At 44.8% G+C, this 25,227-nt stretch carries 24 protein-coding genes; 12 read left to right on the forward strand and 12 right to left on the reverse strand.

Features of this window, described 5'->3' with window-relative positions:
- Nucleotides 1-22: 22 nt before the first annotated feature.
- Nucleotides 23-1,729, reverse strand: coding sequence for a phospho-sugar mutase (locus AC6R00_RS08770; protein WP_500640093.1), 1,707 nt, complete (start codon nt 1,727-1,729; stop codon nt 23-25).
- 362 nt (nt 1,730-2,091) lie between these two features.
- On the opposite strand from AC6R00_RS08770, the gene coxB reads away from it, so the two are divergent.
- The 4 genes from coxB to AC6R00_RS08790 are packed head-to-tail and all read left to right on the forward strand — an operon-like array spanning nt 2,092 to nt 6,371.
- Nucleotides 2,092-3,216, forward strand: a complete 1,125-nt coding sequence (gene coxB, locus AC6R00_RS08775) for a cytochrome c oxidase subunit II (protein WP_500640179.1) — start codon at nt 2,092-2,094, stop codon at nt 3,214-3,216.
- Nucleotides 3,213-4,877, forward strand: coding sequence for a cytochrome c oxidase subunit I (gene ctaD / locus AC6R00_RS08780; RefSeq protein ID WP_500640094.1), 1,665 nt, complete (start codon nt 3,213-3,215; stop codon nt 4,875-4,877). The genes coxB and ctaD overlap by 4 nt, the downstream gene beginning before the upstream one ends.
- A 10-nt stretch (nt 4,878-4,887) precedes the next feature.
- Nucleotides 4,888-5,490 (forward strand): cytochrome c oxidase assembly protein, encoded by a 603-nt coding sequence (locus tag AC6R00_RS08785; protein ID WP_500640095.1) that lies wholly within the window; start codon nt 4,888-4,890, stop codon nt 5,488-5,490.
- The gene (locus tag AC6R00_RS08790; RefSeq protein WP_486788737.1) at nt 5,487-6,371 is read left to right on the forward strand and encodes a cytochrome c oxidase subunit 3; all 885 of its coding nucleotides are present in this window, start codon (nt 5,487-5,489) and stop codon (nt 6,369-6,371) included. The genes AC6R00_RS08785 and AC6R00_RS08790 overlap by 4 nt, the downstream gene beginning before the upstream one ends.
- Before the next feature lie 5 nt (nt 6,372-6,376).
- Here AC6R00_RS08790 and AC6R00_RS08795 read toward each other — a convergent pair whose 3' ends face one another.
- Nucleotides 6,377-6,625, reverse strand: coding sequence for a DUF2909 family protein (locus AC6R00_RS08795; RefSeq protein WP_004745743.1), 249 nt, complete (start codon nt 6,623-6,625; stop codon nt 6,377-6,379).
- Here AC6R00_RS08795 and AC6R00_RS08800 point away from each other — a divergent pair.
- Genes AC6R00_RS08800 through cyoE form a run of 4 tightly spaced genes read left to right on the forward strand, consistent with a single transcriptional unit; the run spans nt 6,624 to nt 9,844 of the window.
- On the forward strand, nt 6,624-7,364 hold the full coding sequence (locus AC6R00_RS08800; protein WP_500640096.1) for an SURF1 family protein: 741 nt from the start codon (nt 6,624-6,626) through the stop codon (nt 7,362-7,364). The two genes, AC6R00_RS08795 and AC6R00_RS08800, sit on opposite strands and share 2 nt — an antisense overlap.
- The gene (locus AC6R00_RS08805) at nt 7,357-7,899 is read left to right on the forward strand and encodes a redox-active disulfide-containing membrane protein (protein ID WP_239854608.1); all 543 of its coding nucleotides are present in this window, start codon (nt 7,357-7,359) and stop codon (nt 7,897-7,899) included. The genes AC6R00_RS08800 and AC6R00_RS08805 overlap by 8 nt, the downstream gene beginning before the upstream one ends.
- An 18-nt stretch (nt 7,900-7,917) precedes the next feature.
- Complete coding sequence (locus AC6R00_RS08810) at nt 7,918-8,958, forward strand: COX15/CtaA family protein (protein ID WP_500640097.1); 1,041 nt, start codon at nt 7,918-7,920, stop codon at nt 8,956-8,958.
- Entirely contained in the window at nt 8,951-9,844 is an 894-nt protein-coding gene (cyoE, locus tag AC6R00_RS08815; RefSeq protein WP_500640098.1) for a heme o synthase, read from the forward strand. The genes AC6R00_RS08810 and cyoE overlap by 8 nt, the downstream gene beginning before the upstream one ends.
- Nucleotides 9,845-9,888: 44 nt before the next feature.
- Here cyoE and AC6R00_RS08820 read toward each other — a convergent pair whose 3' ends face one another.
- Entirely contained in the window at nt 9,889-11,232 is a 1,344-nt protein-coding gene (locus AC6R00_RS08820; protein WP_500640099.1) for a hypothetical protein, read from the reverse strand.
- A gap of 296 nt (nt 11,233-11,528) precedes the next feature.
- Here AC6R00_RS08820 and AC6R00_RS08825 point away from each other — a divergent pair, with 296 nt between their 5' ends.
- Nucleotides 11,529-11,945, forward strand: coding sequence for a VanZ family protein (locus tag AC6R00_RS08825; protein WP_500640100.1), 417 nt, complete (start codon nt 11,529-11,531; stop codon nt 11,943-11,945).
- A 48-nt stretch (nt 11,946-11,993) separates the two neighbouring features.
- Here the strand turns inward: AC6R00_RS08825 and AC6R00_RS08830 are convergent, their stop codons facing one another.
- From AC6R00_RS08830 to AC6R00_RS08845, 4 genes are all read right to left on the reverse strand, one after another.
- The gene (locus AC6R00_RS08830; RefSeq protein ID WP_500640101.1) at nt 11,994-12,905 is read right to left on the reverse strand and encodes an amino acid ABC transporter permease; all 912 of its coding nucleotides are present in this window, start codon (nt 12,903-12,905) and stop codon (nt 11,994-11,996) included.
- Nucleotides 12,906-12,966: 61 nt separating this feature from the next.
- Nucleotides 12,967-13,806 (reverse strand): transporter substrate-binding domain-containing protein, encoded by an 840-nt coding sequence (locus tag AC6R00_RS08835; protein WP_500640102.1) that lies wholly within the window; start codon nt 13,804-13,806, stop codon nt 12,967-12,969.
- Nucleotides 13,807-13,817: 11 nt separating this feature from the next.
- Complete coding sequence (locus tag AC6R00_RS08840; RefSeq protein WP_500640103.1) at nt 13,818-14,612, reverse strand: amino acid ABC transporter permease; 795 nt, start codon at nt 14,610-14,612, stop codon at nt 13,818-13,820.
- Nucleotides 14,613-14,614: 2 nt separating this feature from the next.
- Nucleotides 14,615-15,331 (reverse strand): amino acid ABC transporter ATP-binding protein, encoded by a 717-nt coding sequence (locus tag AC6R00_RS08845; RefSeq protein WP_500640104.1) that lies wholly within the window; start codon nt 15,329-15,331, stop codon nt 14,615-14,617.
- A 306-nt stretch (nt 15,332-15,637) separates the two neighbouring features.
- Here AC6R00_RS08845 and aroG point away from each other — a divergent pair, with 306 nt between their 5' ends.
- Together aroG and AC6R00_RS08855 are read left to right on the forward strand one after the other, a co-directional pair.
- The gene (gene aroG / locus AC6R00_RS08850) at nt 15,638-16,693 is read left to right on the forward strand and encodes a 3-deoxy-7-phosphoheptulonate synthase AroG (RefSeq protein WP_500640105.1); all 1,056 of its coding nucleotides are present in this window, start codon (nt 15,638-15,640) and stop codon (nt 16,691-16,693) included.
- A gap of 108 nt (nt 16,694-16,801) precedes the next feature.
- Nucleotides 16,802-17,125, forward strand: coding sequence for a hypothetical protein (locus tag AC6R00_RS08855; protein WP_500640106.1), 324 nt, complete (start codon nt 16,802-16,804; stop codon nt 17,123-17,125).
- A 66-nt stretch (nt 17,126-17,191) separates the two neighbouring features.
- Here AC6R00_RS08855 and AC6R00_RS08860 read toward each other — a convergent pair whose 3' ends face one another.
- The 4 genes from AC6R00_RS08860 to AC6R00_RS08875 form a co-directional block, all read right to left on the reverse strand.
- Nucleotides 17,192-18,421 (reverse strand): quaternary amine ABC transporter ATP-binding protein, encoded by a 1,230-nt coding sequence (locus tag AC6R00_RS08860; protein ID WP_500640107.1) that lies wholly within the window; start codon nt 18,419-18,421, stop codon nt 17,192-17,194.
- On the reverse strand, nt 18,414-19,313 hold the full coding sequence (locus AC6R00_RS08865; RefSeq protein WP_004745756.1) for an ABC transporter permease: 900 nt from the start codon (nt 19,311-19,313) through the stop codon (nt 18,414-18,416). Before AC6R00_RS08865 ends, AC6R00_RS08860 begins: the two co-directional genes overlap by 8 nt.
- A gap of 93 nt (nt 19,314-19,406) precedes the next feature.
- Nucleotides 19,407-20,396 carry an ABC transporter substrate-binding protein gene (locus tag AC6R00_RS08870; RefSeq protein ID WP_500640108.1) on the reverse strand — a complete coding sequence of 330 codons (990 nt, stop codon included), beginning with the start codon at nt 20,394-20,396 and terminating at the stop codon, nt 19,407-19,409.
- Nucleotides 20,397-20,623: 227 nt separating this feature from the next.
- On the reverse strand, nt 20,624-22,375 hold the full coding sequence (locus AC6R00_RS08875) for an SgrR family transcriptional regulator (RefSeq protein ID WP_500640109.1): 1,752 nt from the start codon (nt 22,373-22,375) through the stop codon (nt 20,624-20,626).
- Between the two features lie 460 nt (nt 22,376-22,835).
- On the opposite strand from AC6R00_RS08875, the gene AC6R00_RS08880 reads away from it, so the two are divergent.
- The gene (locus AC6R00_RS08880; RefSeq protein WP_500640110.1) at nt 22,836-24,272 is read left to right on the forward strand and encodes a coniferyl aldehyde dehydrogenase; all 1,437 of its coding nucleotides are present in this window, start codon (nt 22,836-22,838) and stop codon (nt 24,270-24,272) included.
- Here AC6R00_RS08880 and AC6R00_RS08885 read toward each other — a convergent pair.
- Nucleotides 24,269-25,168, reverse strand: a complete 900-nt coding sequence (locus tag AC6R00_RS08885) for a LysR family transcriptional regulator (protein WP_500640180.1) — start codon at nt 25,166-25,168, stop codon at nt 24,269-24,271. The genes AC6R00_RS08880 and AC6R00_RS08885 overlap by 4 nt on opposite strands.
- Nucleotides 25,169-25,227: the final 59 nt, after the last annotated feature.

Consider the following 25,227-nt stretch of genomic DNA (forward strand, 5'->3'; position numbering starts at 1 on the left):
AAGGGGGAGATTTTTTCAGAGCTTAAAGTAAGCTGTGCTGATGTTCTGAAATCAGCATTCCCATAGACTCTGACGCCTTATCAAGTACGTGTTCAAAGCTATCAGAATCTGCAAACTTCTCGATCACTTCGTAGTAACACTTCAATTTCGGTTCTGTTCCTGAAGGACGAACGATCACTCGAGCACCACATGATAGGTGATAGATAAGTACGTCACTTGCTGGCAGGTCGATGGATTGAGTTGAACCATCAGCAAAGTGCTTGGTGAGTGACTTAAGATCTTCTGTCACTTCCACTTTACTACCCGCAATCATAGTCGGAGGATTAGCCCTGAGCTTATCACCTACAGGTGGTGCCTTCGGATCAAGCGCAATACTGCGTTGCGAGTTCAGATACATACCGTGCTGACGATAGATGGCTTCTAATTGATCCCAAATGGTTTTTCCTTGGCTTTTTAGCTCAGCGGTCAATTGTGCGAAGGCAACCAATGCAGATAGGCCATCTTTATCCCAGACTTTGTTACCTACCGTGTAACCTAAAGCCTCTTCATAAGCAAACAGAAACTGCTGATCATCACTTTGCTTTTGCATCGCTACATTGGTTAGCCATTTAAAGCCAGTCAGTGTTTGGAAGTAAGTTGCACCGTGCGCATTGGCTATCTTGTTTAACAAAGTGGATGAAACAATCGTATTGCCGACAAGTTGCTTACTCGCCTCCGTTTGTGACAAGAGGTAATGACCAAATAAAGTTCCCACTTGGTCGCCAGTTAGCATCTGATAGTCACCATCTGGCTTGCGCACAGCGACAGCAAATCGGTCTGCGTCTGGGTCATTGGCACATGCAATGTCGGCGTTGTGTTGTTTAGCTAATGCCATGACCATATCCATCGCCCCAGCTTCTTCTGGGTTCGGGAAGTTGACGGTAGGGAAAGTGCCGTCTGGTTCACTTTGCTCTGCAACACTGTAGAAGTGGTTAAAGCCCGCGTCGTTGAGCAGGGTTTGCGCCATATTTGCCCCAACGCCATGCATAGCGGTGTATGCGATAGCGACATCGTTAGGTGCAGTATGGTTAGTCAAGAGTGGATTGTTATTCATCGTCTGGCGGTAAGTTTCGTAGTAATCCTCTTTTAGCCAGACGAGTAAACCATGCTTCTCTGCATCATCTAAAGCCATTAGTGGTATTGGCTTAGTTGCAGCAACGTCAATCTCAGTTGCAATACCTGAATCATGTGGCGGGATGATTTGCGCGCCATTTTCCCAGTACACTTTAAAGCCATTGTATTCTGGTGGATTGTGGCTGGCTGTAACCACAACAGCCGCTGCTGCATCAAAGTGTTTTACCCCAAATGCAACAATTGGAGTTGCCGCTACTGCATGTGTTAGGAAAACCTTAATCCCAAGAGATGTAAGAACAGAAGCCGTATCGTGAGCAAACTGTTTAGAGTCCGTACGACCGTCATAACCAATCACAACACCGCGTGTTTTTGCATCTTTAACTTGTTGAACAAGATAGTGACCAAGACCCGTCGCGGTTTCTTGAATCACTAAACGGTTCATTCGGTTTGGACCACAACCCACTTTGCCTCGTAGGCCAGCAGTACCAAATTCCAAACGTTGGCTAAAGCGATCGTCTAGTTCATCAAATGCTTGTTCATCGATTAGGTGTTGAAGCTCTTCTCTTGTATGCGGGTCAGGATCTTTCTCTAACCAACGCGTCACTTGTTCCATCATGATGTTTTTACCTTCTTCATTTCCTAACTTAAGTCTATGTTATTTGCTGAATTTAGCTTGATTTTAATTGATATTGATTATCATTTGCGAGAGCGCAATCGCTAAACCTTTCTATGCTCTGCCTAGTCACCATTTCTAATAGGACTTTCTTGCACAATTTAGAAACGCCAACTAACGTTTATTAACATAAATATAACAAATTACATGAAATTTACTGGTTATAAGGAATTATCCAAGTCCAAAGGCTGATTGGTACTTTCTTGCAGGCTCAGGTGACATGCAGGAACAAGTACCAGCATCACGGTTGATGACTCTGGCAGAGGAGAGGTCTTTTGAAAAGTTTACAGTTGTTACTGTGGCGATTGAGTAGTGTTTTGTTAATTTGTGTCACTGCTTTTGCACACGCAGAAGAAAGTGCCTACAACATGACTCAGGGAGTCACTAATATCAGTGAGCAGGTTTATGACCTTCATATGCTGATATTTTACATCTGCTGCGCCATTGCTGTTGTGGTCTTTGGGGCGATGTTTTACTCCATGTATCATCACCGCAAGTCCAAAGGTGCGGTGGCGGCGCACTTCCATGAAAGTACTAAAGTGGAAGTGATTTGGACCGTAATTCCGATCATTATCCTCGTCTTAATGGCTATTCCCGCAACCAAAACCTTGGTCGCGATGGAAGATACTTCTCAATCTGATCTGACAATCAAAATCACGGGTTCGCAATGGAAGTGGCATTACAGCTATTTCGGTGAAGACGTCGAGTTCTTTAGTTTGCTCGCAACTAGCCAAAAAGCGATTGATGGCATCGAGGAAAAGGGCGCGCATTATCTATTGGAAGTGGATAACCCGTTGGTGCTACCGATTAACCGTAAAGTACGCTTTTTGATGACAGCTGATGACGTCATCCACTCTTGGTGGGTGCCGGACTTTGCGGTGAAGAAAGACACCATCCCAGGATTCATTAACGAGGCTTGGACTCGAATAGGCAAACCGGGTGTCTACCGTGGTCAATGTGCTGAATTATGTGGTCGAGCTCATGGCTTTATGCCCATTGTTGTTCATGCAATGGAAGAAGAGAAATACGACGCGTGGCTGCTTGCGAAGAAAGCCGAATTAGAGAAAGCGAAGCAAGAAGCTGCAGCATCACTTACCGCCTCTTTGTCTCTGGAAGAGCTAATGAGTATTGGAGGGAAAGTGTATCTCGATCGATGCGCGGTTTGTCACCAAGCAAACGGTGCTGGTATACCCGGAGCATTCCCAGCCATTACGGGCAGTAAAGTCGCAACGGGCGATGTCTCATCGCACATTGATATTGTGGTCAATGGTCGTTCGGGTACAGCAATGCAAGCATTCTCTAACCAGCTGACAGATAAAGAGATTGCGGCAGTAGTGACTTACCAAAGAAATGGTCTTGGTAACAGTGTGGGTGATTTAGTTCAAGCATCAGATGTTAACCAGCTTAAGGCGTCTAAGGAGGGACAATGAAAACGTCCAAACCTGATTCGATCGTAGAAGATAAAACCAAATCAGCACCAGCTACTGATGCCGATATCGGTCGCGCCAATAGCACGATTGCTGTTGAAGCTGATGACCATGACCACCATGGTCCAGCTAAGGGAATTACCCGTTGGCTCTACTCGACGAACCATAAAGACATCGGGACGCTTTACCTTTGGTTTAGCTTTAGCATGTTCTTAATCGGCGGTGCGATGGCAATGATCATTCGTGCGGAGCTTTTCCAGCCGGGTTTGCAATTGGTCGAGCCGCAGTTTTTCAATCAAATGACAACCGTTCATGGCTTAATCATGGTGTTTGGAGCAGTGATGCCGGCTTTCACTGGGCTAGCAAATTGGATGATCCCAATGATGATCGGCGCGCCAGATATGGCTCTGCCTAGAATGAACAACCTTAGCTTTTGGATTCTCCCTTTCGCTTTTGCCATTCTGATTGCTTCGCTATTTACGGAGGGCGGGGGGCCTGACTTTGGTTGGACTTTCTACGCGCCACTCTCGACGACCTATGGGCCGGACAGTACTGCGTTGTTTGTCTTCTCGGTACACATTATGGGGATCAGCTCGATCATGGGAGCAATTAACGTGATCGTTACCATCGTCAATATGCGTGCACCGGGAATGACATGGTTCAAAATGCCAATGTTTGTTTGGACTTGGCTTATCACGGCGTTTCTATTAATCGCCGTCATGCCCGTACTCGCAGGGGCTGTCACCATGGTGCTCACCGATAAGTACTTTGGAACCTCGTTCTTTGATGCCGCAGGGGGCGGTGATCCTGTAATGTTCCAGCATATCTTCTGGTTCTTTGGTCACCCCGAAGTGTACATCATGATTTTGCCCTCTTTTGGTATTGTCTCAGCGATTATTCCAGCCTTTAGTGGTAAGAAGTTGTTTGGTTATCACTCGATGGTCTACGCAACATGTAGTATCGCCCTATTGTCCTTCCTTGTTTGGGCGCACCACATGTTTACCACGGGTATGCCGGTTTTCGCCGAACTCTTCTTTATGTACTGCACCATGCTAATAGCGGTGCCGACAGGCGTTAAGGTGTTTAATTGGGTAGCAACTATGTGGCGAGGGGCGATGACCTTTGAAACACCGATGTTGTTCGCTATTGCGTTTATCATCTTGTTTACCATTGGCGGTTTCTCAGGGCTAATGCTCGCGATTGTTCCAGCTGATTTTCAGTATCACGATACCTATTTTGTGGTGGCTCATTTCCACTATGTGTTGGTCTCGGGGGCCGTGTTCTCGATTATGGCAGCGGCATACTATTGGTTGCCTAAATGGACGGGAAACATGTATGACCACAGGTTGAGCTTATGGCATTTCTGGTGCTCGGTCATTTCGGTCAATGTGCTTTTCTTCCCAATGCACTTTTTGGGCTTAGCAGGTATGCCAAGGCGTATCCCGGACTACGCGATTCAATTTGCAGATGTTAACCAAATAGTCTCAATTGGGGGCTTTGCCTTTGGTCTGTCACAGTTAATTTTCTTGTGGCTGGTGATCAAATGTATCAGAGGTGGTGAGAAGGTTTCGGCGAAACCTTGGGATCGTGCCGAAGGGCTGGAATGGACAGTCCCAAGTCCTGCGCCTCATCATACTTTCTCAACGCCACCGAAAGTGGACTAAGGGCTCTGTTATGGATGGGCAAGCGAAATCCAATAGAAAGCTTACGCTGAAGCTTTGCGCTGCGGTTGTTGCCATGTTTGGTTTTGGTTTTGCTCTTGTCCCTTTATACGACGTGATGTGTGAAGCTTTAGGAATCAACGGAAAAACCAATACAGAGTCTGCGCTACAACCACAAGGTATGGTTCCTGACACATCACGTCTTATTCGCGTAGAGTTTATGGCGCACAATAATCAAGGGATTCCTTGGTCTTTTGTCCCGGCACAAACTTCAATGGAAGTGCATCCCGGCGAAGTGATTCAAACCGCTTACTATGCTAAGAATTTGTCTTCCAAAGATATTGTTGGCCAAGCCGTGCCATCGGTCTCTCCGGGGTTAGGTGCTACCTATTTCAACAAGATCGAATGTTTCTGTTTCAATCAGCAGCCTTTGCAGGCCGATGGAAAAGCAGAAATGCCACTGATTTTCTATATCGAGCCTGATATTCCAGACTCTATTCATACTCTGACGTTGTCATACACCCTCTATGATATCACGGATAAAACGACCTCAACCGAGTTAGCTAACGTTTCATCTAAGGTAACCGATGAGACTTCGCAAGGAGCAACACAATGAGTTCAAAACATCAATCCTATTATGTGCCCGCACAAAGCAGCTGGCCAATTGTTGGCGCAGTTGCCCTATTTTTGATTGCTGTCGGTGCAGGCCTGACGGTACAGAACATGGCTGAAGGCGGGGATGGGAGTGTCTTTGGCAAGCTGATTTTGCTCGCGGGTTTTATCTTTCTGCTCTATATGTTCGCGGGTTGGTTTAGTAACGTGATTACAGAGTCTATGAGTGGCAAGAATTCTGCGCAGTTGTCTCGTTCTTATAGACAGGGGATGAGTTGGTTTATCTTCTCCGAAATCATGTTCTTCGGTGCTTTCTTCGGTGCACTTTTCTACGCACGTATGATTTCTGTGCCTTGGCTTGGCGGGGCAGGAAACAATGCGATGACCCATGAGGTTATCTGGCCGACATTTGAGGCTTTATGGCCATTAACGACTACTCCAGGTGGAGACACGACCAATGCTATGCCTTGGCAAGGGTTGCCATTAATCAACACCATTATCCTGCTCACTTCTTCGATTACGCTTCACTTAGCGCATGTCAGTTTAGAGCAGAACAAGCGTATGGCGCTGATTGTCTGGCTTGAAATCACCATCGTTTTGGCGTGTTTCTTCTTGTACTACCAAGGGGTTGAGTACGCACATGCCTATCAAGATTTAGGTTTGACGCTTCAATCGGGAATTTATGGCAATACCTTTTTCTTATTGACCGGATTCCATGGCATGCATGTTCTGTTAGGAACCACATTTTTGATCATACTGCTAGCTAGAGTGGCAAAAGATCATTTTACGCCCAAAGACCATTTTGCCTTTCAGGCTGGCAGTTGGTATTGGCACTTTGTTGATGTGGTGTGGTTGTGTCTGTTCGTCTTTGTTTACGTGCTTTAACGCTGTTAGTAAGGGCGTATATTGGGTTCAATTAGGCCGCTTAATAAGGCGGCCACCATTAACACAACAGCGAGTGCAGAAAGGAACACGCGGCGACCTAAATAAAAGCTCATGGGTTTGTCATCTGGGAGGGAATCTTGGTCAGAGTCGTCTTCCGATTCAGGACCTTTAACCATTTCAAACATCGCTCTACCGAGGTTAACAAGGATGAAGAGTAGCAGCAGTACTAGGACAAGTTTGAATATGAATACCATGAGTGGTTCCTTTTTTGCTCCGCTGAAAACCACAAGGTTTGTGGTTGTTTGTTTAATAACTGTGGTCGCCTTTTCGATATTGATCAACTTAGGTTTATGGCAATTATCTAGAGCAGAAGAGAAAAGCCAAATAGAGCAAAAGGTTACACAGAGAGCGAAAATGTCACCTATTGGTTTATCTGAACTGACTGAGGAACAAATCAGTAACCCAACCGGGGTAAAAGTCGTGCTTAGCGCGATCCCAGTAACGGATAGGTACTTGTTACTAGATAACCAAAGTGTTGATGGCAAGGTAGGTTACTTGGCGTTGCAGTTAGTGAAAACACAATCTGGACAACACCTGCTGCTTGAACGCGGTTTTGTTGAAGGGCCTGATTTACGCTCACAGCTGCCACAGGTTAATTGGTTGAATAGTGAGCTTGTGCTTGAAGGCAGGCTTTATCGCAAGTCGAGTAATCCGCTCAGCAAAGATTTGCATTTAGAGCAAGGCACGATGAGCCGAATTCAGAATCTTAATTTTGCTCAGTTAGAGCAGCATTGGCAGATCGAAATAGAACCTTTTGTTGTGCAGCCGTTGGTTGAGCCTTGGCCTTATATTCAGCCTTGGCAACCGGTCTCGATGAATCCAGATAAGCACTTAGGCTATGCAGTGCAGTGGTTTTCCATGGCAGCAGTACTTGCGCTGTTAAGTGTCGGCTTACTAGTCAAAGCTTTAAAGCAGGGAGTAAAAGATGAGTAACCCAGTTTTAAGAGGAAGGATCATTTTTGTCAGCTTAGTGGTGATGTTTGCTTTACCTGCCATTATTGCCAAAACAGTATTGAGCCAACACTGGTATCAATCGGGTGTGACCAACAAGGGCGAACTTATTGAACCGGTGGCGACATTAGAATCGTTAGGTATCGATAACCCTTACCAACAGAGCCAGTGGCAGCTTGGTTATGTGGTTCCAGATCAATGCGATGAGTTCTGTCAGCAACAAATCTATTTACTTGGTCAGAGCCACATCGCACTGGGTAAGTACCAACAACGTGTGCAACCTGTACTGATCTCTACGCCTAGCAGCGAGGTATTAGCAAATTCGGAGTATGCTCAGATAAAAGTAAATGATGGTTTTTCTCAGCTTGTTGATCAATTTGAATACGTGATTGTTGATCCGCTAGGGCAGTTGGTGATGCGTTATCCCAAAGTGAGCAAACAAGGTGAGTTAGTTGCACAAAGCAAAGGGCTACTTGCCGATTTACGTAAGTTGCTCAAGTTATCTCGCGTCGGCTAAATCGCTAGGAGTCACGATATGAAGTTGATAAACCTTGTCAGATTCAGTCTTATCCTCACCTTCATTGTCGTCATGCTCGGCGCATACACTCGACTTGCGGATGCAGGACTTGGTTGCCCTGATTGGCCGGGCTGCTATGGTCAACTAACCGTCCCTAATGAGCAGCATGAAATCGCTTTGGCTCAATCACTGTACCCATCTCTAACCGTTGAAGCCGACAAAGCTTGGCTAGAAATGATCCACCGCTACTTTGCGGGAACACTGGGCTCAGTGGTGTTTGCCATTACTTTTATTGGCATCAGAACAGGGCAAATACCGATGCCAATGGCTTCGGCAATTTCGGTCGTAGTGATTTTTCAAGCCTTGCTGGGAATGTGGACAGTGACCATGATGCTAATGCCAATCATAGTAATGGGTCACTTATTGGGAGGTTTTACCTTATTCAGTTTGCTCGCCTTAACTCACTGGGGGCTTCAAGCGAGGCAAACTCCATTGGTTAAGGAAGGCAATAAAACTAGGCAGAGATTGAAGTTATTAGCCGCTTCTACGCTTGTGGTCGTGGTAATGCAAATTGCGTTAGGCGGTTGGACATCTTCTAACTACGCTGCGCTTATGTGTACGACACTGCCGATATGTGAAGGAAACTGGACTTCCTATCTCGATTTCGGACGAGCTTTTGAGTTGATCCAACCTAAGCAAGAAAGCTATGAGTTTGGCACGTTAGATTACGGTGCTCGGATGACGATTCATGTAACGCATCGAGTGGGAGCGGTTGTCGTCACTCTGTTTGTTTCGGCACTCGTGTTTATGCTGCTCGCGGAGAAAAAACAAGCGTATACCAAAGTGGCGAAAGGGATATTGCTGATGCTCGCTATTCAAATTGCACTGGGCATCGGTAACGTATTATTGAGCTTACCTTTGGTTGTTGCGGTGGCACACAATTTAGGGGCTGCTTTGTTGCTCTTGATTGTATTACGAACCAACTATCTCATTTGGCAAACCAGTCATAAGTCTGCAATGGATTCTGCTGTGATTAATAAGGAGAGTGCGCATGAGTAAAACACTATCTGCTACTGCTCAAGAGAGAGCGCTATGGCGGAGCTATTTGGCTCTGACTAAGCCTAAAGTCGTTGCTCTGATGCTACTGACTGCGGTAGTCGGGATGTGTCTTGCGGTTCCTGGTGCGTTACTCGTTCAGGGCACTGTGCTTGGGCTGCTAGGTATTGGATTGATGGCAGGTTCAGCAGCAGCGTTTAATCATCTTATAGACCAGCGCATTGACGCCATTATGGCTCGAACTTACAAAAGACCACTGCCATCAGGAGAAATACACTCAAGCCATGTATTCGCATTCGCGGTTTCTATTGGAGCATTGGGATTTGCCGTTCTTTATATCGGCGTAAACGCTTTAACGGCATGGTTAACTTTTGCAAGTTTGCTTGGTTACGCAGTTGTGTACACTATGTACTTAAAGCGTGCGACACCGCAGAATATTGTTATCGCAGGAATAGCGGGTGCCATGCCACCACTATTAGGTTGGACAGCCGTGACGGGAGAGATGCACGCCAATGGCTGGCTGCTAGTGATGATTATCTTCATCTGGACACCGCCACATTTTTGGGCGCTAGCGATTCATCGCAAAGATGACTACGCAAAAGCGGATATTCCAATGCTGCCTGTAACCCACGGTGTTGAATACACCAAAACGTCTATCTTGCTCTATACCGTGCTACTTGCTTTAGTCTGTTTGCTGCCTGCTCTAGTCGGTATGGCGGGAACATTGTACTGGGTTGGTTCGACAATTCTGAGCTTAGGTTTTATTGGTCACGCTTGGAAACTCAAGTTTAACCCAGATGAAAAATCAGCAATTGAAACGTTTAAGTTTTCCATCTATCACCTAATGTTTTTGTTCTTGCTTCTGCTGGTGGATCATTATCTCCCTTAAAACAAAGCCCACCTCCTTGGTGGGCTTCAAAGATAAACTATGGCTTAGAGTTCATCGGCAAATTCTTCCGCAAAGTTTCTTACTTTTTTTGATTTGGCATGCTTTGCAATATATTCTAACTGCCCTTTGTACTTTGTGTTTCCCGAAAGACCTAGCGCTCGACAGATCCAAGCGTGAAAATCTTCACGTGTTGATGCTCTATAACTATTTATCAGTGATTTGTCTAATTCAGCACTCAGAGTTTCCAATAAGAGCTCATCTTGAGGATAGTCACGGTAGACGAATTTAGCAGCTCGTGTCTTAAGGTAAAGGTCTTGTGATCTGATCATGTTATACAATTGATGCTGCTTCCAGTCTGCGGTTACACTAACAGGCAGAGGTTTGTGGATAGCTTCTGATTTGAATGATTGAATCTCTAATACTTCCATTTGCTCATTGGCGTATTTTCGTAGTTCTGAAGTTGACGCGTCTTTGGCTACCTGTAAGAAGGTTTCTTTGTATTTAATTAGCCCTAGCTCTGCCAAAGTTTTGATTTGCTCTTTGAGTTCTTCTTCTGTGTCTTTATCAAGTGGTTGATCATAATGTGCTAGTATAGATTGGTTGACCAAATCAAATAACTTTGGCTGGTTTAACCATTTTCCTTGAATGTTATCGTAGCCATCTAAGCGCACTTTTCTATCTAGACTCGTTAACATGGTATAATACTTATCCGTAAGCGAGACTGGGATGTAACTCTCATCCACTTCTGGGATTGGTCTTTCTTGTAGAAGTAAGCCGAGGTAATGAGGCGTTAGTTCTTTGATGATTTCTTTTTCAGTCTTACCTTCTCTGACATAGGTTGAAGAGTGGGGAGTTTCATCTATCAGACTTCGAGCAATGATAGCCCCTATAGAAAGAGTGTAGCTCATGTCATTTTTGGTATTTGTTTTACTACTGAAGTCAAACAATTGAATACTATCTAGTCTAAGTTCATCAGTGGTAATTATTTTTTTAGCAGTCCCATCTACCTTAGTGTGTATGCTGTAATAAAAAAGGGGTTTGCCTAGTTTATCACTGGAAAAGCCAATTATAGGCCTATAATAGTCGAGTTTTAGAGTTACGGGAAAACCTCCCTCATCATCTCCTTCGTATAGCATTCCAGCGTTTTTTAGAATTGAATTGAATGTTTTTTGGATAACTTCTTTAGTTTGCTCTTTGTTGAGTATATGAGGAATTGATTGTGTCTGAACTAAGTCGAATTCAAACTCAGATAGCCTATACTTTGCGCCGATCGGTATTTCTGCCTTTGGTTCTACTTTTATCTGAGGTTCAGGTTTAGCAGAACAACCAGAAATAGCTACAAGGATTAACGAAATAAGGAAAATAGACAAACTGCGTATCTTGGGCATTTTATGCTCTCTTATATGATGTGATTTGCTACACAATAATGTGTGCAATATATGATTCAATGCCTCCATTTATAAATTAAGATAATGATCAAATAAATATCATGCATTTTTATTATGTATTTGTTGTGCCACATGTTTTGAGTGTTAACTACTGATTTTTGGTTCTTCAGTGGAAGTTGGTTTGGGAGGGATACTTCTAAGAGTGTCTCATTTCCAAGATAGACAGTATTCTTGGTGTCATCCTAAGTCTTAATAAGCTAGTCTACAGAGCGTTTTGATTTTGAATAGAGCGCACTATGTACCTAGCTACGAAGCTTTTTAGTAAAAGATTGATTGTTCTTTGTGGCCTAATGGCGCTTGGCGGTGGGGCCTCGATGGCAAAGTCGTTTGACTTTCATGGCGATTCAATAAGAGCGCTTGAAGTGCTACTGGGTGGGGCATGGGTGCTTCACGCAACGGTAGCCACCACACTCGGGTTTATCGCTGCGTGGTCAACACCAATCTCTTACTATCATTATCATCGTTTGATGCTGTCGCCATGGGTATTAGGCTTGCTGGCTATGGTCAGTTTGGACGAGTTTCTGCAAATGTTTAATACTCTACGCGAGTTTTCATTTCTCGATCTGAGTATCAACCTTGTATGCGTAGTAATAGGCGCCATGCTTTATGTGAGTTATTTGAAGCTAAAGTTTCCGTTATACCAATCAGAATAAATAACTGAGCACCTAGCGAGCCTAAATAGTCTGGCGGTAAGCTTTTAACTATCGCTGAAGGTGTTTCAAACTTCGCTGTTCTAGTCGTTTGAATAACAGTGATAGCGATAAGCAAATGAGAAGATAGCAAAGTCCAACTATTAACCAGATTTCAAAAATCAAACCTGAAGAGTTGGCGATTTCAGTGCCGACAAATGTCATCTCTTGGATTGAAATCAGCGACACGATGGATGTGTCTTTGACCAATGAGATTGCTTGTCCTGCTAATGCGGGTGTTATCGCCGCGAGAACTTGTGGTGCTATCACATAGCGGTATTTAGTCCATCCGCCGATACCTAACGAATCTGCCGCTTCCCACTGTCCTTTGGGGATGCCTGATAAGCCGGAGCGTACTACCTCAGCAACATATGCGGCTGACAGTAGACCAACACATAAGACGCCCGATAGTAGATTTTCCCAAAGACTGGCTGGGCCAAATAACGCGGATTGTAGCCAGTTTACCTCTCCCGAGTGCTCTCTTAGTAAACTATCTAAACCCAACAATGGAATCAGTTGGTTAGAGATGAAAAAGTAAAAGATGAAGACAAATACCAGAGGTGGGATATTTCGTATTAGTTGAACGAACATATTTGCCGGTACAGCAAATAGAGTGATTTTAGAGTGTCGAGCAACGCCGAGCGCTGTTCCTAAACTTAACGCTAGAACCATCCCCCAAATACTCAGGCGTACAGTAGACAATAAGCCCTGAAAAAAATAGGGCAGAGACCCATCTGCTCTTGGTGTAAAGAGCAAAGAGAAGGCCTCTTGCCAGCGCCAAGTGTAGTTAACGCCGACAGAAGAACGGTCGTATATCCAGTAGCTCAACCCTGCTAACATCAGTAAAAGAAGGACATCGAGCTTGTTAATCGAGCGCTTAAAGGCTGGTGGTGCGATTGAAGTAAGTGTGTTGCTTTTAGTCACGTGCTTGTTTATTCCACAAAAAGTGGCCCCAACTCATTTTGACAAGTTGGAGCCAATCCAGTTATTGACCAGATGCGATCTGATCTTGCCAGTCTAGCGTTGAGAACCAATACTCATAACGTTGTTCCAGCCACCCATCTTGAGTACGTGCTTGAATCCATTGATTAAAGAAGTCTTCTTTGTCAGCTTCGCCCAAACGAACAGCAAACGCTTCGTTGCCTTTAGACAAACGTTCTTTGAATGGGATAAAGAGTTTGTCGCTATTTTTAACCGCTTCATGCTCTGGTTTTGGGCTCGACGCGATGACGGCATGAGCATTGCCATTCAGCACTTCTTGGAAAGCTTGCGCATCGTCATCAAATTGAAGAATCTTAGCTTTAGGGAAGGTTTCACGAGCGACTTGCACTGTAAACGCTCCGCGACGGGCTGCAATTTTTACTCGGCGAGAGTTGAAGTCACTAAATTCAGAGAATCCTTCCGCGAGCTCTTTGTTCGCCGCCACTTGAACACCAGAATGAGAGTAGGGAGCAGAGAACAACACACTCTTTGAACGTTCTGGAGTAATACTCATGCCGCCAATGATGACATCAAATTTCTTCGCCAGAAGAGCTGGAATAATGCCATCCCAAGCAGTAGGAACAAATTCAACTTGCCAACCGGAATCTTTCGCCAAGCGTTTTGCTACATCAATTTCAAAACCAATCAACTCACCTTGCTTGTCCCGCATCGCCCAAGGAACGAAGGTCGACATGCCAACGCGTAATGTTCCGCGCTCATTAATTTTGTCTAAGTTAGGCGTTTCTGAAGCCAATGCTGGCAAACTAATCGCTAAACCTAGCAGAGCCGTAATTGCAGCCTTGAATCCATTCCTTGAAATGAGTTTTCGTCCTATGTTTTTCATAGAGTTGTCCTTTATTGTGTGCGCCAACTAGCGCCGAGTTTATGTTCTAGCCAAGCAGAAAGCCCTGACAGTGTCAGCGTCAAAGCGAGGTAGATAGCAGCCACAGTAAACCAGATTTCAAATGGCATAGCGGTTTCCGAGACGATATTGCGCCCCTCGGTAGTGAGATCGAAAATTGCCATCACACTGACAATGGATGAGTTCTTAATCAGAGACACCACCTCATTGGTTAATGGAGGAAGTGTACGTTGAATCAACTGAGGCAATATCACATCGTAGTAGGTGTAAAACGGGCTAAGCCCGAGAGATTTCGCTGCCTCAAATTGCCCTTTGGCAATGCTGTTTAAACCACCTCGGAAGATCTCAGCGGTATAGGCGCCTTGAAAGAGTGAAAGTGCCAAAACGGCCGTCGCAAATCGGTCTAATCCAATAGCAGGGCCAAAGACAAAGTAGAGCAAGTATATCTGCACGAGCAAAGGCGTATTGCGTACTGCCTCAATGTACACATTGGCGATACCTCGTCCTACCCACGAGTTAGACAGCTTAAGTAGCGCAGTTGTTAGTCCAATGAGCAGCGTAAATCCTAAGCTAATCGCAGAGATTTTGATGGTAATGAGCAATCCTTCGGTGAGCTCAGCTGGCCACCATTCGCCATCTTCATAGAAGGCTATGTAATCGGGTACGCGCTCCCACTGCCACTGGTACCCCATACTCTTAGCACCAGAATCAAGCAACCAAGTAAGGGCTAGGATGAGCAAGGTGATTTGGAGCAGGGCAGACGCAACGGGTTGGATTATTTTCTTCATTCTTAGTGGCTCAATATTTGTGCTAAGAACTGCTGCGTTCTTGGATGTGTCGGAGCAGAAAAAAGCTGCTCTGGTGTCGACATTTCAAGTACTTGCCCTTGGTCCATAAAGATCACTCTGTCTGCGACTTTTTTGGCAAATCCCATTTCATGGGTAACGCAAATCATAGTAATGCCATCTTGCGCTAAGTCGACCATGACATCTAACACTTCTTGAATGGTTTCTGGATCGAGGGCGGAAGTCGGCTCATCAAAGAGTAATATTTCTGGCTGCATACACAGTGAACGGGCGATGGCGACGCGTTGCTGTTGCCCTCCAGAGAGTTGCACTGGGTATTTGTTAGCCTGTTCTTCAATATTGACTCGCTTTAAAAACTGTAGTGCACGCTGAGTCGCCTCTTTTTTAGTCAGTCCAAGTGTACGTATTGGAGAAAGTGTTAAGTTTTCTAGCACAGTGAGGTGCGGAAAGAGGTTGAAGTGTTGAAACACCATTCCCACCTTGCCCGCAGCTAGGGTTGAATTGAGTTGGCCTAAAACCGTTATTTCACCTTGGTCTAGCGTTTCTAATCCGTTTATGGTTCGGATAAGGGTTGATTTACCGGATCCCGAAGGGCCACAAACGACTAAAATTTCGCCCTTTCGGACACTGAGATTAATTTCTTCGAGTGCTTGGAACTGACCATACCACTTGCTGACATTTGTAAATTCAATGGCGTTCATGCCTGATCTGCTGATTTTGTTATTGTATTAATACCTTAGCAATATCAGGCTGATAATGCATCTTGTGGTATAAAAAACGAGGGCGAAATTCTCCTCTAGCCCCCAATTTATAAAGGTGTAATTATAAATTTACACGCTATGTAAAATGTAAAAATAGTAGAAATATTGCCTTTTATTGAAAATAGTGGTTGCAACCTTGGTTTTTGATAGATAAGTTACACAGAACAGGAACAAGAAAGCGTGAACGTTTTTTCACCACTCAATTTCGGTGATGCGTTCAACCAAGAGTAATAGGAAGAAGTAGCAATGTTTCAAACAGATGATGTACGAATTAACAAATCCAAAGAGTTATTACCGCCAGTTGCAGTTTTAGAGAAGTTTCCTGCAACAGAATCTGCTTCTTCGACTACATTTCGTTCTCGTGAAGCCATTTCAAATATTTTAAAAGGTGAAGATGATCGTCTACTTGTGATCATCGGTCCTTGCTCTATTCACGATCCAGAAGCGGCGATTGAATACGGCAAGCGTCTAAAAGTACTGCGCGATGAGTTGGGTGATCGCCTAGAGGTCGTTATGCGTGTTTACTTCGAAAAACCACGTACAACGGTTGGTTGGAAAGGTCTTATCAATGACCCATACCTTAACGATACATTTAAGATCAATGACGGTCTGCGCATGGGTCGTAAACTGCTGCTAGACCTAACAGATATGGGTATGCCAACAGCAAGCGAATTCCTAGATATGATCACCCCACAGTATGTGGCAGATTTGATTAGTTGGGGTGCAATTGGCGCGCGTACGACCGAATCTCAGGTTCACCGTGAACTTGCCTCTGGTATTTCTTGCCCAGTTGGCTTTAAGAATGGTACCGACGGCAACATTAAGATTGCGTCAGATGCAATCCGCAGCGCAAGTGCTTCGCACCATTTCTTGTCTGTAACTAAATATGGGCACTCTGCAATCATTGAGACTGCGGGTAACCCTGACTGTCATATCATTCTTCGTGGTGGTAAAGAGCCAAACTACAGCGCTGACCATGTTGGTTCTATCAAGCAAGAGCTAGAAGCATCAGGTTTACCGCAAAAAGTAATGATCGATTTCAGTCACGCAAACAGCTCTAAGCAATACCAGCGTCAGATGGTTGTTGCAGAAGATGTTGCTGGTCAGGTTGCTGGTGGTGAGCAGGCTATCTTCGGTGTGATGATTGAGTCTCACCTAGTAGAAGGTCGTCAAGACTTAGTTGATGGTCAAGCTCCAACTTACGGTCAGTCAATCACTGATGCGTGTATTGGTTGGGATGATACTGAAAAAGTACTTCGTCAACTTGCCGATGCAGTGGAAGCACGTCGTAACAACAAGTAACTCGCTCGGCTTTTTAAATATTAACAAAAGCTCCTTTGGGAGCTTTTTTAGTTGCTGATAGATAGCGGAAAGCTATAATACAGAGGAATTTATAAACTTGGCCAAGATATGAAACTGAATAGATGTGTGCTGCTAGGTGCTGTATTGCTGTCAGCAACAAAGGTGGCGTCTGCCGCTGACGCACAAAAGGAATTGTTTCTGTTTTCGCTACCAGCCGCCGAAGAGTCGGATATGTTAGTGGTTCCTGAAGAAGGCAATATACCTTTGGTCGCTAGCCAGTCTTCACTGCCAGTTGAACTTGATTACAACGAGCCGTGTGATATCAAATGTGGTGTCAGTACTACTGGGCTAGTATTGCTACATATGATTGCCGAAGGTAAGGCTGACCAAGAATACCGCTACTCGTTGATGAACCCGAACTACGAGCCGTAGAATCAAAAGTTGAAATAAAAACGCCACTTACATTGATTGCAAGTGGCGTTTTTGTATTGTCCGAAGTTAAGAGGCTTTATCCAACTTTGGGGCTGGTGATATTTCCTCCTCTGAGCTGTCGGAGAATATTTCAGCCACCGCGCTTCGTTCTAACTCACCTTGTAAGTTACCGTCTTCATCGACAACGGGTAGTGAGTAATCACAAGACATGGTATCGACCAAGACTTCTTCAATTGCTGCATCAGGAGATACAGCAGGGACTTCTTCATAGAACTCTTGCTTAATTTCTTCAGCTGTTGCTGTGTCCTTAGCCGCATCAAGCAAGCCTTCTTTGGTTAATACGCCTTGATAGCCATCCTCGGTAACATGGTAAGCGTAGTCCTGTTTAAAGCCCTTCATTTGAGCAATTGCTTCTTGAATCGTATTTGCCGTAATTCGATAAGCTGGTGGATTCATGACGGTTTCAACGGTTAAGGCTCGAGCTCGGTTTACATCTTTAACGAAAGCTTCAACATAGTCATCAGCAGGGTGGAGCAAAATCTCATCGGGTGTGCCTTGCTGGACAAGTTCGCCATCTTTAAGAATGGCGATACGGTCACCAAGGCGAAGTGCTTCGTCTAAGTCGTGGGTAATGAAGATAATGGTTTTGTGTAGCTTCTCTTGCAGTTCGATTAACTGATCTTGCATCTCGCTGCGGATCAGCGGGTCGAGGGCAGAAAAAGCTTCGTCCATTAACAGAATTTCCGCATCGGTACAGAGCGCGCGTGCTAAACCGACACGCTGTTGTTGGCCACCGGAAAGTTGTGAAGGATATTGGTTTTCGTAACCTTTCAAACCTACTGTATCGAGCCATTGGTTGGCTTTTTGTAGCCGTTGAGGCTTTTCAATTCCCTGAATTTCAAGCCCGTAAGCCACGTTGTCGACTACGGTTCTATGGGGCAATAAACCAAAGCGTTGAAAGACCATCGACATTTTGTGACGGCGGAACTCTTCAAGTTCTTTTTGGCTTAGTTTCATGACATCTGTACCTTCAACCAAAATCTGTCCTTCTGTAGGGTCGATTAGGCGGTTGAAGTGGCGAATCAAGGTCGATTTACCCGAGCCAGAGAGCCCCATGATGACAAAGATCTCACCTTGATTAATCTGCAGGTTGATCTCCTTCAAACCAACGGTGTGCCCGGTTTCAGCTAAGACTTTATCTTTGCTGTCACCCTGTTTGACGCGCTCCATCACTGACTTAGGTTTTTGACCAAAAACCTTGTATAAGCCACTGATCTCAATAAGTGGTTTAGTCATGTTTTAGATCTCCTAAATGAGCCTGTGTGCGTTTCGCGTAAGCTTGAGAGGCTCTATCAAACAGTATCGCCAGTGCGACGATTGCGAAGCCGTTGAGCAAACCAAGTGTGAAGTACTGGTTAGTAATCGATTTGAGCACTGGTTGACCGAGTCCTTTAACACCAATCATTGAAGCGATAACTACCATAGATAGCGCCATCATAATGGTTTGGTTAATACCTGCCATTATGGTGGGCATGGCAAGCGGGAGTTGCACGCCAAACAGTCGTTGTTTGGCGCTGGCGCCAAATGCAGTTGAAGCTTCGAGTACTTCTTTATCAACCAAACGTATGCCTAGATTGGTTAGGCGAATGACAGGTGGAATGGCGTAAATGACAACCGCGATAAGACCTGGGATTTTACCAATACCAAGCAGCATTACGACAGGAATTAAGTAAACGAAGGCTGGCATGGTTTGCATCACATCGAGCATTGGCGTAACGACCGACTGAACACGATTAGATCGCGCCATCGCAATACCAATCGGAATACCCAACACAATCGAGAGCATGGTACAGACGGTGATAATGCTCAAAGTGCGCATTGTGTCTTCCCACATGCCAAAGTAGCCAATAAGAATCAAAGAAACGAAACAACCAACAGCCAACTTCCAAGATCGGCTAGCTGCGTAGACAAGGCCGGTACATACTGCTAATACAATCATCCAAGGTGTAGAAATCAAAAGTTTTTCAAACCAGATTAGGAAGGAGAGCAAGGGATCGAAGAAGGATTCAATAAGGTCGCCATATTCTCGTGAGAAATCTCGATATGCACCATCGAGGGTTTTGCGGATTGCTCTAAGATCAGAGCGTTCCATTTCGGGAAAGCTGTTGAACCAGCTGTCATTAGACATCAATAAGTTCCTTTTATTCTCCTTCGCTACCCTTGTAGCGAAGGAGTACATCTAAAGCATAGTGCCTAGCGGCTCTATAGGTTTCTTATAGGCTTAAAGCGCTTGTTTCACTTTGTTTGCTACATCTTGAGGTACCCATGCTTGCCAAATTTGTGGGTACTCTTCTAGGAAGTGGAACATCGCCTCTTCGCCATCCGCTTGGTTATCTTCCATCCAGGCAAGAAGTTGGTTCATGTCTGCGTTGCTAAACCCACGTTTAGTGAAATAGTCATAAGCTTGTGGTGCGCGGCTAGCAAACTCTTCAGTGGTAATTGTGTGTACAGGTGAAGGCGGGTACATAGTTGGTTTAGGCTCTTCACATTCAGCTTGTGTAGTACAGCCGACGAACTCTTTTTCATTGACGCCACTACCGAAGTCCACTTTGACCATTTCATACTTACCGAGAACAGCGGTTGGAGCCCAGTAATAGCCAAACCAAGCTTCTTCACGCTCATAGGCTTTTGCAATTGCACCGGATAGACCTGCACTTGAGCCTGGGTCAATAATTGTAAAACCAGAGCCTTCCAAGCCTAGAGCTTTAAACAGGTTACCTGCACTGATTTGGCAGTTCCAACCTGCTGGGCAGCTATAGAAGGCGGAATGATCCGGATCTTCAGGATGCTCGAATAACTTCGCGTGCTTTTTAACGCCCTCGATAGTTGCCATTTCAGGGTATTGCTTGACTAGATAGGCAGGAACCCAAAACCCTTCTTCGCCACCATCGACTAGTGACTTACCCGCGTAACGAAGACGTTTTTCTGCTACACCTTTGTCCAAAGCATCTTTAAGGCTATTGCTCCAGAGTTCAGGAGCAACGTCTGGTTGGCCTTTTTCAATCATTGAAGTGCCGGTCGGCATGGTATCACCAGGGATTAATTCAGCGTCACAGCCGTAGCCATGCTCAAGAATAAACTTATCTACGTTGGCAATCACTGTGGCAGAATTCCAGTTCATATCAGCGATTGTTACCTTGCCACACTCTTCAGCTTGGGCATGGAAAGCGGTTGCGCTTAGGGTTAGTAATGCAGCCGTTTTTAGTTTCATTGTAATTTCCTTTTTAATGAATACGTTATAAAAATAGCGAAATGATATTTAGAGTTCAAATTAATATGTTGACTCTGTGAACCAGTGTTGATGTTTTTTGTGACAAAAATAAAACATTTGTCAGTAAAAAACCGCACTGTTGTCACGGAAATTTATAGCCAGAAGGAGCTAAGGGAGGGTTTTATATTTTGAGCTCAAAGGATTAACGCTGTGCGATAAAAATCACACTAATCGGCAGACCAGACATTTTTGATATCAGGCCATCCCCAGTTGGTGAGTGCAACGTCTTTAAGCACTCCTTGAAAGCGCAATGTTTGTCTGTGGTGGAACAGGGGAGAAAGCCAAAACTGATTGATCAACGCGGAAGCAATAGGTTCGAGAGCATCAAGGTAATCCGGTAGTTCTGTCTCCGAACGCAGGTGATTTAGCCTATCTAGTAGCCACTTCTTCGACTGCTCACCAATACAGCGTTGGATAATCGGATTATGGTAAAGGCTGTTAAATGCGGAGGCGTGTCGATTGTCATCAAGGTTGATATTGGTAATGATGACAGACTCTTGAAGCTGACCAGATTCCGCCAGAGTCGTCAGCTGGCGATAGCTGTAGCTGCTAATCACCACTTCCACACCATATTGCTCCAACAGGTATTTCACCGCTAAAGCGCAGTTTCGCAACGAGCTGTAATCATAGATAGCGATAGTCAGCTGTTTAGGCAGGGGAGCTTCGGGCATCTCGGGTCGGGTGATCTTGTGCCACATCGGCAGTAGGTTTTGCGCAACTTCACAGCCGAAAAGTAGGTTATGTTGTTCTAGGTAATCGAACACCTTGCGCGGTGTTAAATAAGTAGACAGAAAACGACGTTGATTGTCATCTAATACCGTCTCCCCGCATTGGTTAAAGAGCACAAACATACAGCCATCTTCAGTGCGGCTTTGTTGAACATTGCGGTCTAAGTGCTTACTTACTGCGTGAGAAACGTAGTAATTACAGTCTGAACTGGATTGAGCTCCTGGCTGATTGGTCTGAATTTGCTTGTTTTGCAGTTCAGATTCGTCAAGATGCCATATCGTAACTTGGTCCGTTAATGCGCGGCAAGCGTAGTAGCGCTCAAAGGCTTGTAAGCAAAGCTTGCTCTCAGAGTGTTCGGTCACTTCAAATGGCCCACTGCCAACGACTTGTTTGATTGGTGCTTCACTGATTTGCGAGATGGGCTGAATGGAATACTTAACGCCAGAAATCAAGCCACCAAAGCCGAGGTCAGGTTTAGAGAGCTTAAAAACAATCTTGTTTGGCGAAGGTGTAAAGACGTCAATCAGATGGTGTAACTCATTCTGATAATCAGCCAAGGTTGCTAGCTTTTTAAACAGATTTACTATGGATTCACCACTGATCGCTTCACCATTGTGAAAGGTTAATCCTGGGCGTAGGTAAAAGCTCCACTCAAGATTAGATTCATCATAGCGCCAGTGATGAGCAAGCTGTGGCTCTAGGTTTCCATTGGCAGCACTCGATACTAAACAGCAGTAAATTTGCCTTAGCAGATAGCGCTCGCTGGAACGCTGAAGTTGATGTGGCACCAAGCGTTCAAAAGGACGTTTGTAGGTGAGCTGAATATGTAGCAGACCTTCACGTATTGTTGCGCCAGAGGTGCTTTGTAGCAATCGTCCAAACGCCACTTCGTCGTCATCCAGTATCGACAGCGCCTTTTCATATTTACCTTCTAGGATTCGTTTTGAAGCCAGCTGTGCTTTAAGTTCGTCTAGATGAAGGTGAAGGATCAACGTAGAGCGTTGATTGCGCCCAGCTTTTGGAATCCAAGATAACCAAGACAAATCAAGCATTTGATTCAGCAAGTTGCGTGCGTGACGGGAGGTGGTAAATAGCGAATCGGCAACGATTGGCAATGTTGTTTTATGCTCGACGCCAACACCAAGTGGGACTAAACGGCTGTAATAACGCAATAGATTTAAGTCAGACACAAAAAATACTCATCAAACCAGAAAGCTGTTTATTGATTTTGTTCCTAGTTTTGCCAGTTTACTACTCTTTTTTGCCATTTATCGGAAAATTGGCGTCTTTATGGGGAATGAAATTATCCTAGATTGACAGTTTTTCTGTTCCTCATAAAGTCGCAAAATAGGTGGCAACAGAGGAGGAAGTGATGAAAAGAGACAAACTGGAATCTCAACTCAGTGGTTACTACCGCTCTAAGCTTGAAGAGGGAGCTTCTTTCATCGAGCGACTGGCACTAGTCAGCCTTTTGCAACTGATGAATTGGTAAAACTAAGCAGCACCTGACAACATGCTCCTGACCCCCACGAACGGTTTTCTGGTGCTGCTTTTTTCTCTGGGCCACTTTCACAATCGGATAAGGCGACTTTGTCTGCGAAAATGACTAAGCTTAACCAAGAATTGAAGAAAAACTTGTTGGCTAATAGTATGGAAAAAGTGGTCGATCTTAATCGTTGGCAGAAGGAACACGTCAAAACAGAGCAAGACTTAAAGCACCTGTTTTCTGAAGTAAAAGCCAGCTATAGCAGTATGCCTTATCCGGAACTGGAGCAGCGCTTAGAGTTGCTTCGTACCCTCAAATATGAACTCTTAGAGCGCAAGCAAATGTTAGTCGATGCGCTGCACCAAGATTATGGATACCGAAGTGAGTTTGACAGTTTGATTTGTGATTTACTGCCTGCAATTGCCCATATTAACTACACCATCAAGCATCTTAAGAGGTGGCTCAAGCCCAGTAAAAGAAAGGCGGGTTTATTACTGTTCCCTTCCAAAGTCCGTGTTAATTATCAACCTTTAGGTGTTGTTGGGGTAATGGTGCCTTGGAACTTCCCTATCGTACTGAGTATTGCCCCTATTGTGACGGCGATTGCCGCGGGAAATCGGGTAATGGTGAAACTTAGTGAACATACGCCAAACACCAACCAGGTGCTGAGTGACCTATTTTCTGAAGTAGGGGAGCATGTGTATCCAGTTGAAGGAGAAGCAGAAATATCACAGTACTTTAGCGCGCTACCTTTTGATCACCTGATTTTTACTGGATCAACAAAGATAGGAAGGCTCGTTGCTGCTGAAGCGGCTAAAAACCTGACGCCAGTGACTTTAGAGCTTGGAGGAAAATCTCCGGTTATTGTGGGTAGCGATGCGGATATTGGCAAGGCGGTAGATGCAATTTTACTCGGCAAATCCATAAATGCAGGACAAATTTGTGTCGCACCTGATTATGTGTTGGTTCCTCAGGGCAAAGAGCTGCAGTTCATTGAGCGATATTTAGAACGTTTCTATCGCCTCTATGTAAAAGAAGGGAGTTTAGAGTCTTCAACATCGATCGTTAGTGAAGCTCAATACCAAAGATTACAACACTATTTGCACGACGCAAAAAGTCTAGGTGGGACAATTCACACCATCGATTTTTTGGAGCTAGAGACTAGACAAATGGCTCCGCAGTTAGTGACAGGTGTTTCTGATAAGATGCTTCTGATGCAAGAAGAAATTTTTGGCCCAATATTGCCAATTATCGGTTATCGCCATCTCAACGAAGTCTTTGCCTTTATTAACGCTAGACCAAGGCCATTGGCTTTGTACTTGATGTCAAACGACAAAATTTTGCAGCACCAAGCCATAGAACAAACTCATAGTGGTGGTGTAGTGGTCAATGACACCCTGCTGCATGTGGCAGCAGAGGATGCGCCATTCGGCGGAATAGGTGAGTCAGGGATCGGACAATATCACGGAGAAGAAGGCTTTCGTACTTTCTCTAAAGCCAAGACGGTCCTCTATTCCCCCACTTGGTTGCCGCGGAGTTATCTGCTGCTAAAATATCGTAAGTTAGCTTTAGCGTTACTTGGACGCTTGCTTCTGCGCTAAATTGACAGCGCATCAAATCGCTGCTTTACGAAATCTATAAAAACCCTCAAGCGTTTGGGTTGGTATCTGTCTCGATGATAAATAGCAGAGAAATCTACACTAGGGATAGACCAATCATCGAACACTTCGACTAGTTCTCTTTTCTCTAGCTCCGCTCGACAGTAAATGGCAGGGACTCGAATAATGCCTTGGTGATTCAATGCGCCTTTTACCAAAACACGTCCATTTTTACATTGCAAATGTCCATGAATGGCGATCTCAGTCTTGTCTCTGGTGGTTTTATGGTTGAATCCCCAACGTTTGACTGAACCGGTTAGGCATTGATGCTGAGTAAGCTCTTTGGGGTGCGAAGGTTGACCATGAACATCTAGATATTGTGGGCTTGCGAGCGTACTCATCTCTATAGTCATTAATTTTCGAGCAACAAAGCCAGAGTCATCCAAACGTCCCATACGAAAGGCGATGTCAAAATCTTCTTCCAATAAGTCGACTCTATGGCTGCTAAAGTCAAGATTAACCTGTGTATTTGGGTACTGCATCATGAAGTCGCAAGTGATCTGTGCAATCAGTTCTTCCCCTAGATAGCCGCCAACACAGTTAACCCGAATTTCACCTTGAACTTCCTCCACATCATCGACGGCGGCTAATATAGCTTGATCAATGCCCGCTAGGGCCCTCTCACACTGCAAATAGAATTGTTTTCCTGCGTCAGTGAGTTTTAAGCTGCGGGTAGTGCGGATTAGCAACGTTACCTTCATTTGCTTCTCTAGGTTGCTTATTTGGCGTGAAACGTGCGAACGCGACACATCTAGCGCCTCAGCTGCTTTGGTAAAATTGCCAAGCTGGGCAATTGAAACAAATGAGCGCACATCTGCGAGGTTAACGTGATTCAGCATCTTAGAGTTCATCAATTGGTTTGTCCTTATTGTTGCAATATAACAACAGTGTTTCAACT

It is taken from the genome of Vibrio sp. R10-SF1-ISO8, assembly GCF_059833805.1.

Excerpts from the sequence above, each read along its gene's own strand:
- AC6R00_RS08770 (WP_500640093.1), bottom strand. The coding sequence starts at position 1,729 with ATGATGGAACAAGTGACGCGTTGGTTAGAGAAAGATCCTGACCCGCAT.
- ctaD (WP_500640094.1), top strand. The coding sequence starts at position 3,213 with ATGAAAACGTCCAAACCTGATTCGATCGTAGAAGATAAAACCAAATCA.
- AC6R00_RS08785 (WP_500640095.1), top strand. The coding sequence starts at position 4,888 with ATGGATGGGCAAGCGAAATCCAATAGAAAGCTTACGCTGAAGCTTTGC.
- AC6R00_RS08790 (WP_486788737.1), top strand. The coding sequence starts at position 5,487 with ATGAGTTCAAAACATCAATCCTATTATGTGCCCGCACAAAGCAGCTGG.
- AC6R00_RS08800 (WP_500640096.1), top strand. The coding sequence starts at position 6,624 with ATGAGTGGTTCCTTTTTTGCTCCGCTGAAAACCACAAGGTTTGTGGTT.
- AC6R00_RS08795 (WP_004745743.1), bottom strand. The coding sequence starts at position 6,625 with ATGGTATTCATATTCAAACTTGTCCTAGTACTGCTGCTACTCTTCATC.
- AC6R00_RS08805 (WP_239854608.1), top strand. The coding sequence starts at position 7,357 with ATGAGTAACCCAGTTTTAAGAGGAAGGATCATTTTTGTCAGCTTAGTG.
- AC6R00_RS08810 (WP_500640097.1), top strand. The coding sequence starts at position 7,918 with ATGAAGTTGATAAACCTTGTCAGATTCAGTCTTATCCTCACCTTCATT.
- cyoE (WP_500640098.1), top strand. The coding sequence starts at position 8,951 with ATGAGTAAAACACTATCTGCTACTGCTCAAGAGAGAGCGCTATGGCGG.
- AC6R00_RS08820 (WP_500640099.1), bottom strand. The coding sequence starts at position 11,232 with ATGCCCAAGATACGCAGTTTGTCTATTTTCCTTATTTCGTTAATCCTT.
- AC6R00_RS08825 (WP_500640100.1), top strand. The coding sequence starts at position 11,529 with ATGTACCTAGCTACGAAGCTTTTTAGTAAAAGATTGATTGTTCTTTGT.
- AC6R00_RS08835 (WP_500640102.1), bottom strand. The coding sequence starts at position 13,806 with ATGAAAAACATAGGACGAAAACTCATTTCAAGGAATGGATTCAAGGCT.
- AC6R00_RS08840 (WP_500640103.1), bottom strand. The coding sequence starts at position 14,612 with ATGAAGAAAATAATCCAACCCGTTGCGTCTGCCCTGCTCCAAATCACC.
- AC6R00_RS08845 (WP_500640104.1), bottom strand. The coding sequence starts at position 15,331 with ATGAACGCCATTGAATTTACAAATGTCAGCAAGTGGTATGGTCAGTTC.
- aroG (WP_500640105.1), top strand. The coding sequence starts at position 15,638 with ATGTTTCAAACAGATGATGTACGAATTAACAAATCCAAAGAGTTATTA.
- AC6R00_RS08855 (WP_500640106.1), top strand. The coding sequence starts at position 16,802 with ATGAAACTGAATAGATGTGTGCTGCTAGGTGCTGTATTGCTGTCAGCA.
- AC6R00_RS08860 (WP_500640107.1), bottom strand. The coding sequence starts at position 18,421 with ATGACTAAACCACTTATTGAGATCAGTGGCTTATACAAGGTTTTTGGT.
- AC6R00_RS08865 (WP_004745756.1), bottom strand. The coding sequence starts at position 19,313 with ATGTCTAATGACAGCTGGTTCAACAGCTTTCCCGAAATGGAACGCTCT.
- AC6R00_RS08870 (WP_500640108.1), bottom strand. The coding sequence starts at position 20,396 with ATGAAACTAAAAACGGCTGCATTACTAACCCTAAGCGCAACCGCTTTC.
- AC6R00_RS08880 (WP_500640110.1), top strand. The coding sequence starts at position 22,836 with ATGGAAAAAGTGGTCGATCTTAATCGTTGGCAGAAGGAACACGTCAAA.
- AC6R00_RS08885 (WP_500640180.1), bottom strand. The coding sequence starts at position 25,168 with ATGCTGAATCACGTTAACCTCGCAGATGTGCGCTCATTTGTTTCAATT.